At 58.8% G+C, this 7,808-nt stretch carries 8 protein-coding genes; all 8 read right to left on the bottom strand.

Going from position 1 to position 7,808, the window contains the following annotated elements:
* Nucleotides 1-346: 346 nt before the first annotated feature.
* On the bottom strand, nt 347-1,075 hold the full coding sequence (locus J3R80_RS13730; protein WP_067547894.1) for a GNAT family N-acetyltransferase: 729 nt from the start codon (nt 1,073-1,075) through the stop codon (nt 347-349).
* On the bottom strand, nt 1,072-2,226 hold the full coding sequence (gene menC, locus J3R80_RS13735; RefSeq protein ID WP_231014192.1) for an o-succinylbenzoate synthase: 1,155 nt from the start codon (nt 2,224-2,226) through the stop codon (nt 1,072-1,074). Before menC ends, J3R80_RS13730 begins: the two co-directional genes overlap by 4 nt.
* A 27-nt stretch (nt 2,227-2,253) precedes the next feature.
* On the bottom strand, nt 2,254-3,012 hold the full coding sequence (locus tag J3R80_RS13740; RefSeq protein WP_067547897.1) for an amino acid ABC transporter ATP-binding protein: 759 nt from the start codon (nt 3,010-3,012) through the stop codon (nt 2,254-2,256).
* Complete coding sequence (locus J3R80_RS13745) at nt 3,009-3,743, bottom strand: ABC transporter permease (protein WP_072704673.1); 735 nt, start codon at nt 3,741-3,743, stop codon at nt 3,009-3,011. The genes J3R80_RS13740 and J3R80_RS13745 overlap by 4 nt, the downstream gene beginning before the upstream one ends.
* The gene (locus tag J3R80_RS13750) at nt 3,743-4,453 is read right to left on the bottom strand and encodes an ABC transporter permease (protein ID WP_072704670.1); all 711 of its coding nucleotides are present in this window, start codon (nt 4,451-4,453) and stop codon (nt 3,743-3,745) included. Before J3R80_RS13750 ends, J3R80_RS13745 begins: the two co-directional genes overlap by 1 nt.
* 33 nt (nt 4,454-4,486) lie before the next feature.
* A complete protein-coding gene (locus J3R80_RS13755) occupies nt 4,487-5,272 on the bottom strand; it encodes an ABC transporter substrate-binding protein (protein WP_067547902.1) in 786 nt (261 codons plus the stop codon).
* Between the two features lie 31 nt (nt 5,273-5,303).
* On the bottom strand, nt 5,304-6,218 hold the full coding sequence (locus J3R80_RS13760) for a MurR/RpiR family transcriptional regulator (protein WP_143152106.1): 915 nt from the start codon (nt 6,216-6,218) through the stop codon (nt 5,304-5,306).
* A 332-nt stretch (nt 6,219-6,550) separates the two neighbouring features.
* Complete coding sequence (locus tag J3R80_RS13765; protein ID WP_067547908.1) at nt 6,551-7,183, bottom strand: tyrosine-type recombinase/integrase; 633 nt, start codon at nt 7,181-7,183, stop codon at nt 6,551-6,553.
* Nucleotides 7,184-7,808: the final 625 nt, after the last annotated feature.

Here is a 7,808-nt window from a genome sequence, read left to right on the forward strand (position 1 = left end):
CATGGTTCGCTACGCCACCACCAATCAACCAGTGGTTGCGAAAGTCTGCCGTTCGAGTCTTCTGTCGCCGATGACTGCAACGCGGACATTGCGGACCTGCTCGTTAGCAGCGAATGCACGTGCAGAAAGTCCAAATCGAAGTTCGCATCTGCAGCACCGAGAGTTCGGCAGCATCGCAGATTTCCCCATTCCGGTAATTCAGGAACAATGCGAAACATCAGCCACAAGCGCCATTGCCGCGCGAGCGGCTTCGTCCTTGAGCCTGATCCGGTCTCTGATCAAGGCAAGGGAGTGTTGCGCTGAGCGTGGCGGTCGTTCAGAAATCTGAAAATGCTGATCAATAGCATCACTGTTGGATCAGAAGATATGCGCAAGTGTCCACGTCAAACCCGACAATCCGATATCCCGCCTTAAAAGCTGTGGTCAACTCTTCGCGCACGCGCAGGCGTTCGGATATGGCTTTGTCCATGTCATGTGACAGCAAGCCTGCGAAATCAGCGGGGATTGTGATCTTCAGACTGCCTTCGGGCACATGAGGCTGCGCCACCGAAGGGTCAAGCCGCTGCACGACTTCAGGTGCGTTCAGATGCCATTCAGCAACGAGGCGGTCGGAGGGGACACCGGCATTGATGCCCTCCATCTCGCCATAATAATCTTCGTGGTAGATTCCCGCGGTCGCGCCAAGCCTTGCTATGTTGAGGCTTGCGTTGATGCGGCGCAGTGGATCATAGGTCCAGCGCACCACGTTTATGCCGCGCTGAAGGCACCAGTCGCGCTGATACCATTTCAGCTTTGCCCCCAACCCCATGCCTCGGCTGTCGGGATGCACGGCCAGCCTGTGCGAGTGTTGTGCGTCGGGTTGGCTTGTTGGGAAGCCAAACAGAAAACCCAGCATGCGCCCGTCTTTGAATGCGCCTGCAACAAGCCCCCCTTCATGCTGGATCGCCAGCATGATGTCTGAATTGTCGGACGGGTCATCCTCGCCCCAAACCTCTTTCTGAAAGCGCTCGGACCGTTTGAGTTCTGTGACCGAGTTCAGCTCGCGTATTGTGATGCCTGACTGTTCCACCTTCATGCGCCGATCTCCTCGACATGATCGGAGACGGTTTTCAGAAACCCTTGGTCGAGCGTGACGCCGATGCCGGGGCCGTTCGTGGGCACGGGCATTTCGCCGTTCGTGGCTTCGAGCGGTTCATTGATGATGTCGCGCTTGAAGTAGCGGCTGGCGCTGGAGGTGTCGCCGGGTTTGGTGAAGTTCGCGAGCGTCGCCAGATGGATGTTGTGCGCCCGCCCGATGCCGCTTTCCAGCATCCCGCCGCACCAGACCGGCGCATCAAAGGCGGCACAGGTGTCATGGATGGCACGGGCCGAGGCAAACCCGCCCACGCGTCCGACCTTGATGTTGATGACCCGCGCCGCACCGAGTTCGAGCGCGATGCGGGCGTCCTTGGCGCTGCGGATGCTCTCGTCAAGGCAGATCGCGGTCTTCAGCGCCGCCTGCACCTTCGCGTGGTCGTGGATGTCGTCATAGGCCAGCGGCTGCTCGATATAGTCGAGGCGGAAGTCGTCGAGCGCCTGCAACACCGGCAAGTCGGCCATCCCGTAGTCGGTATTGGCGTCCACGGTCAGCTTGATGTCGGGGTGGCGCGCCCGCACCGCTTCGACGATCTTGACGTCATGGCCCTGCGCGATCTTGAGCTTGGTGCGCTTGTAGCCATTCGCGACCGCCTCATCGACGCGTTCCAGCGTCTTCTCGACCGGCGCGATGCCAAGGCTGACGCCCACATCGACGCTGTCGCCGACGCCGCCAAGCGCGGCCTTCAGCGGGATGTTCAGGCTTTTGGCCCAGAGATCCCAGAATGCCATCTCGACCACCGCCTTGGCCATTCGGTTGCCGCGCCACGGGGCGAGGATCGGCTGAAGCTCATAAGGCGAGGCAAAGCGTTTGCCGACGATCTGCGGCAGCAGCACGTCGCGCAGGAAGGCCATCGCGCCGGGGATGGTTTCCTCAAGATAGTCCGGGGCCGGGTCCATCACCGCTTCGCCGATGCCCTCCAGCCCTTCGCCCTTCAGCACCAAAAGCGGAAAGGTCTTGGCCGTCATCGTGCCAGTCGAGATCACGAAGGGCGTCAGAAGTGGCAGGCTGACGATGCGAAGCTCGGCGGATTCGATCAGGATGCCTTGGTGCATCGCCCCGGCGGGCGGCGTTTCGGGTTTTTCCAGCATTTCGACAACTTCCTAGATTTTGGTGGATCACATGACCTTGGCGATGAACCGCTCGAACACCTCGGTCCTGGGGTTGGTGAACATCTCTTCGGGCGGGCCCTGTTCGGCGATGCGGCCTTCGTGCAGGAAGACGACTTCGGAGGAGACCTCGCGGGCAAAACCCATCTCGTGCGTCACGACGATCATCGTCCGACCTTCGGCGGCAAGATCCTGCATCACCTTCAGAACCTCGCCCACCAGTTCCGGGTCAAGCGCCGATGTTGGCTCGTCAAACAGGATTGCGTCGGGCTCCATCGCCAGTGCCCGGGCGATGGCCACACGCTGCTGCTGGCCGCCGGAAAGCTGCGATGGATACATGCCCATGCGCTCTTCCAGCCCGACACGCTTCAAAAGCGCCTCGGCCTTGTCGCGGGCTTCTGCCTTCGGTTGACGTTTGACCTGGACAGGGCCCTCCATCACGTTTTCCAGCACGGTGCGGTGGGTCCAGAGGTTGAACTGCTGGAAGACCATGCCAAGCCGGGCGCGGATTTCCTCGATATGGCGCACGTTCTGGGGCTTGCCATTCCGCACCAGGATTTCGTTGCCATGGACGGTCACCTTGCCCGATGTCGGTGTTTCAAGGAAGTTGAGACAGCGCAGGAAGGTCGACTTGCCGGACCCCGACGAGCCCAGGATCGAGATCACGTCGTGTTTCCGCGCTTCAAGCGAGATGCCCTTCAGGACTTCGACACTGCCGAACGACTTGTGGATGCCTTCGGCCTTCAAGATGATTTCCGTCTGGCTCATGCCTGGGGTTCCTTTGCGGGCTGTGCAGCGACGCGCGGTTTGTGATGGGCTTCGATGTGCCGGCTAAGGCGGCGTTCGGCCTGCCGCCAGATCAGGACGAAGATCGCGGTAATGCAGAGATAGATCAGGGCAGCCCACAGGTAGATCGAGAAATCGAAGGTGCGCGAAAAGATCTGGCGTGTTCGGCCCATGATGTCGAAAACGGTGACGACGCTTGCCAGCGCGCTGGCTTTCATCAACAGGATCACCTCGTTGCCGAGCGCAGGCCACGCGATACGATAGGCGTGCGGGAAGACAACGCGGCGGAGCGTCTTGAAACGAGTCATGCCGATGGCTTTGGCGGCCTCGATTTCACCTTGTGGCACACCCATGATGCCGCCGCGCAGGATCTCGGTCTGATAGGCGGTGGAGTTGAGCGCAAAAGCCAGCAGCGCACAGTTGAACGGGTCGCGGAAGAAGGTCCACAGCCCCCAGTCCTGCAAGATGGGTCGAAACTGGCCCGAGCCGTAGAATATCAGAAACAGCTGCGCGAGGATCGGCGTGCCGCGCATGAACGAGATGTAAAGCCTGAGTGGGGCCTGAGCCAGTGGCGCGGCATGGGTGCGGATCAGTGCGAAGCCTGGTGATACGAGCGCGGCAATAAGCGCGCCGAGGAAGGTCAGCTTGATCGTCATCAGCGTGCCGTCGAGCAACCGGGGCCAGTATTGGGCGATGATCTCGATCGGGTTCATCACACGGCCCTCCGGATGCCGCGATTGGCGCGACGTTCCATCCAATACAGCACCAGCTCGGACAAGACGCACATGACCCAGTAGATCAGGCAGGCCAGCAGATAGAACGTGAAAGGTTGCTTGGTGACGCCGACGGCGACCTTGGTCATGCGCATCAGGTCATCAAGCGCGATAACTGAAACAAGAGCAGTGTCCTTCAGCATGTTGATCCAGAGGTTGCCCAACCCCGGCAGCGCGAACCGCCAAAGCTGCGGCAACTGGATACGGCGGAAAATCTGGCCCTGGGTCATGCCGATGGCGCGCCCGGCCTCGGTCTGGCCCTTGTCGAGCGACTGGAACGCGCCGCGCAGCACTTCGCCCGCGAATGCGCCGAACACCATGCCAAGCGCAATGACACCGGCGGCGAAGGGGCTGAAATCCGTCGCCCCGCGTTCGGGGTTCCACCAGCGCAGCGCCATGTTCAAAAGCAACCCCACGCCGTTGTAGACAACGAAGAGCGTCAGGATCTCGGGCAGGCCGCGCATGATGGTGGTGTAGCCGAAACCCAGGAACCGCAGGGGGCCAAGGCGAGACATCGACGCGAACGCCGCCAGAAATCCAAGTAACAGGCCCACGGGAAGCGTGACGATCGCGAGTTGCACCGTGATCGCCAACCCCCGCAGGATTTCGTCCCCCCAGCCGGTATCGCCATATGAGAAGAGTTCAAACATGGGTCAGTCTTTCGGTCGGGGGAACGTATCGCGTCATTGCATCGTGTAGACGTCGATATCGAAATACTTGTCGTTGATGGCCTGATAGGTGCCATCCGCGCGGATTTCCATCAGTGCAGCGTTCAGTTTTTCGCGCAGTTCGTCGTCTTCCTGACGCACCGCGATGCCGACGCCGTCGCCGACAAATGCCGGGTCGGTGATCGGGTCACCCGCAAGTTCACAACAAGCACCATCATCGGACTTGGTCGTCCAATCGAGCATCGGAAGCATGTCGCCCACCTGCATGTCGATCCGGCCACTGGCCATGTCGAGGTTCACCTCGTCCTGGGTCGGGTAAAGGCGAATGTCGGCGTCTGGATAGGTGGCTTCAATGAAATCGGCCTGAGTGGTGCCGGATTGGGCACCGATGACCTTGCCGCTCAGCGCCTCGTTGCTGAATTCGGTGATGTCCGACCCGACGGGCACAACGTGGGTCATGGCCGCGAGGTAATAGGGATCGGTGAAGTCCACCTGTTTCTGGCGCTCTTCGGTGATGAACATCGACGCGATGATGAAGTCGTATTTGTTCGCCAGAAGGCCGGGAATGATCCCGTCCCAGTCCTGCGCGACAACCTCGCATTCCACTTCCATACGCTTGCACAGCTCAAGCCCGATTTCCACGTCGAAACCGGCGATTTTTCCGTCCGCTTCGATATAGTTGAACGGGGGGTAGGCGCCCTCTGTCCCGAGCCGCAGCGACTGCGCCCACGCCGAAGTCGCCATCGAGGCGGCAATGGCGGTCGTCGCCAGCACCGCGGCCAGTTTGTTCTTGAGTTTCATCTAGTTTCCTCCTCTTGGTTCTTGATTGTAGTTATTTCGCCACTTGCGCGACAGGGTCGCCCACATGGCCGGTAAAGCGCCCATAAAGCTCGGCGAATCTGCTCAGTCGATCTTCGACGTCACTTCCAAGCTCCATGAACACGCTGTTGATCAGCAGATTGCAGAGGCTCGCCATCTGCGCCGTGGAATCCCAGAACTGGTTGAACTGGGTCGGCACAGCGAAAACTTCGTCCGCGACGTCATGGCCCCAATCGCAGAATGGATCGGTGACAAGGGTCACGGGAATACCGGTTGCCTGCGCTTCCTGGGCCAGAACCTTGGCGAGCCGGGAATACCGGCGCGCTTCGAAAATCAAGAGGCAAGAGTCCTTGCCAGAGGCCAGAACCTCGGCAAAATTACCGCCCGCCAGGTCGACCAGTGACACCCCGTCGCGCACATATTGCATCTGGTTCGCGAAGTACTGGGCAATACCTCGTTCTGTCTGAAAGCCTGCCACATGGATGTTATTCGCGCTGGCAAGCCGTTTGACCACCCGAGGCCATTCGGGCATGCGGGCGCATTCATAGACGCTCACCACTGCCGCGATTTCCAACTCCATCCCACGTGTCAGATGCGCGTCACCCGCCGCGGCGCTTTTCTGTAATTCCTTCAGCCGGTCGCTCATGAGCCAGGGATAGTCCGCGATATCACCCTTCAGGTGATCCTTGAGGTTCTTGAAGCTTGTATACCCGATGGAGCGGCAGAACCGCCCGACTGTCGCCTCGCTGACCCCGACCTTTTTCGCGATGCTTGCGGCTGTTTCGAATGGCAAATCCGCCAAGGCGCCGCTCATGTAGCTGGCAATCGCCTTATCCGCTTTCGTCCCCTCCTTCAGGGCATTGGACAGGCGGGTCTTTATTGGAAGTGACAAAGGCGGGCCTTTCGGAATCAAGTGGATAAGTAGCATAAGGAATGAAAGATATATTTCATATAGTCAACAATTTTATAGTTCTGTCATTTTGATTTTGTTATTCTGGCTTTCGCAAACAAGCAGATCATGTCGCCCATTTTAAAATCCGTGCCTGGCGCGAAACCACCGTTCTTGCGAGGCGCAAGGAACGGCCGGTCTGTTCCCTCCATTCCAAAGTCTCGACAATGCCCAATGACCGGTACAGGCGATCGTCAAATCGTGTTAACAGTGCAGCATTCGGTGCTTTGGGGTCGATCAGAACTACCGCTGCGGCGCGAACTCAGGCCCGGTCCGGTTGGCGAACGGCAAGCGCCGCCCGCCATCGTGGTTCAAATGTCGGTTTGCCCGGCGATGCTCAGCGCATCTTCATGTTCGACGGCAAGGTATCTGACAGGGCTGTCAAAACTAGTGTGTCCGAGCAGCAGTTGAACAGCTCTGAGATCTCCGGTCTTGCGGCAGATCTCCGCCGCCTTGGTCCGGCGTTGCGAATGTGTGCCGTATCCGCTGGGTTTCAGGCCGATAGCGGCCACCCAATCCCGTACAAGCCGGCCATTTTGGCGCATTGAGATATGTGGGCGGTCATGAAACCGGCTGGGAAACATGATACGGCAGCCGAGCATTTCAGGCGACATGATCCACGCGGCAATGGTATCCCGCGTGTTTTCAGAGAGTTCGAACTGAACGGGCCGCTGTGTTTCACTCCGAAACACGGAGACCCTTTTGCGAATGCAATAGTCCCTCACCAGGTCATTGACGGCCAGTTTCACCAGATCGCATTCGTGAATCTTACTATCAATCGCCACGTTGAACAGAGCAAGATCGCGCAGGTTGCGTGCCAGTTCGAGCCGCGCGCGGATCGCCCAGACCTGTTTTGGTAACAGAGGCCGTTTCTGGCCGATGATCCGCCCCTTGTTCCAGGCTCTTCGTTTCGTGGCGAGAGCGGGAAGTTGGACGCTTGGCATGGTTTGCTCTCCAATCTTTCCGCCACATCGGGTGGTTGTTCAATGCGGATACGTTGCAGAAGCGCCCTGCCATCGGGGCGGTCGGGCGCTGACCGGCGGCGCGCAAAGCGCGCCTTGAATCCGGGCATGGGTGCACATTTCTGAGGTCAGCTAAGTTGCGAGTCCTGTAGATTCACCCCTCCAGAATTTTCACACTATGCACGAATGACCGGAACCACCGCCGCGCTGCGTCATGGAATTCTGTGCAATTGCAGAATACTCTCCGCTGCGAGCGCACGCAGCGAGAAATCGGCATGTCGGCTGTGGGCTCGTTCTGGACCTTCGCTGCGCTATGCACTAAAGGCCGCTTTTAGTATTGGGTCAGAATTGCTTGACGTTTGGGTCAATATTGAATGACGTGATTTTCGTGTTTCCTGATGTTTTGGATGCCAAAAGAGTCAAAGGTTTGTGACGTTCCACAACTTTTGTTGAATGTCATACGAACCTGACCCAAGTGTCATAACGTGACCCAATTCCCGTTTTTACCCGTGCGGCCTGTTGCGTTGATCTGACTTCCCCTTCTGGAAAATCAGGGCTGATTTGCAGGTCAGACGGCGAAGCCGCCTGTTCCTGCTGATCTGCCACG

It is taken from the genome of Aliiroseovarius sp. Z3 (assembly GCF_029105185.1).
GTDB lineage: Bacteria > Pseudomonadota > Alphaproteobacteria > Rhodobacterales > Rhodobacteraceae > Aliiroseovarius.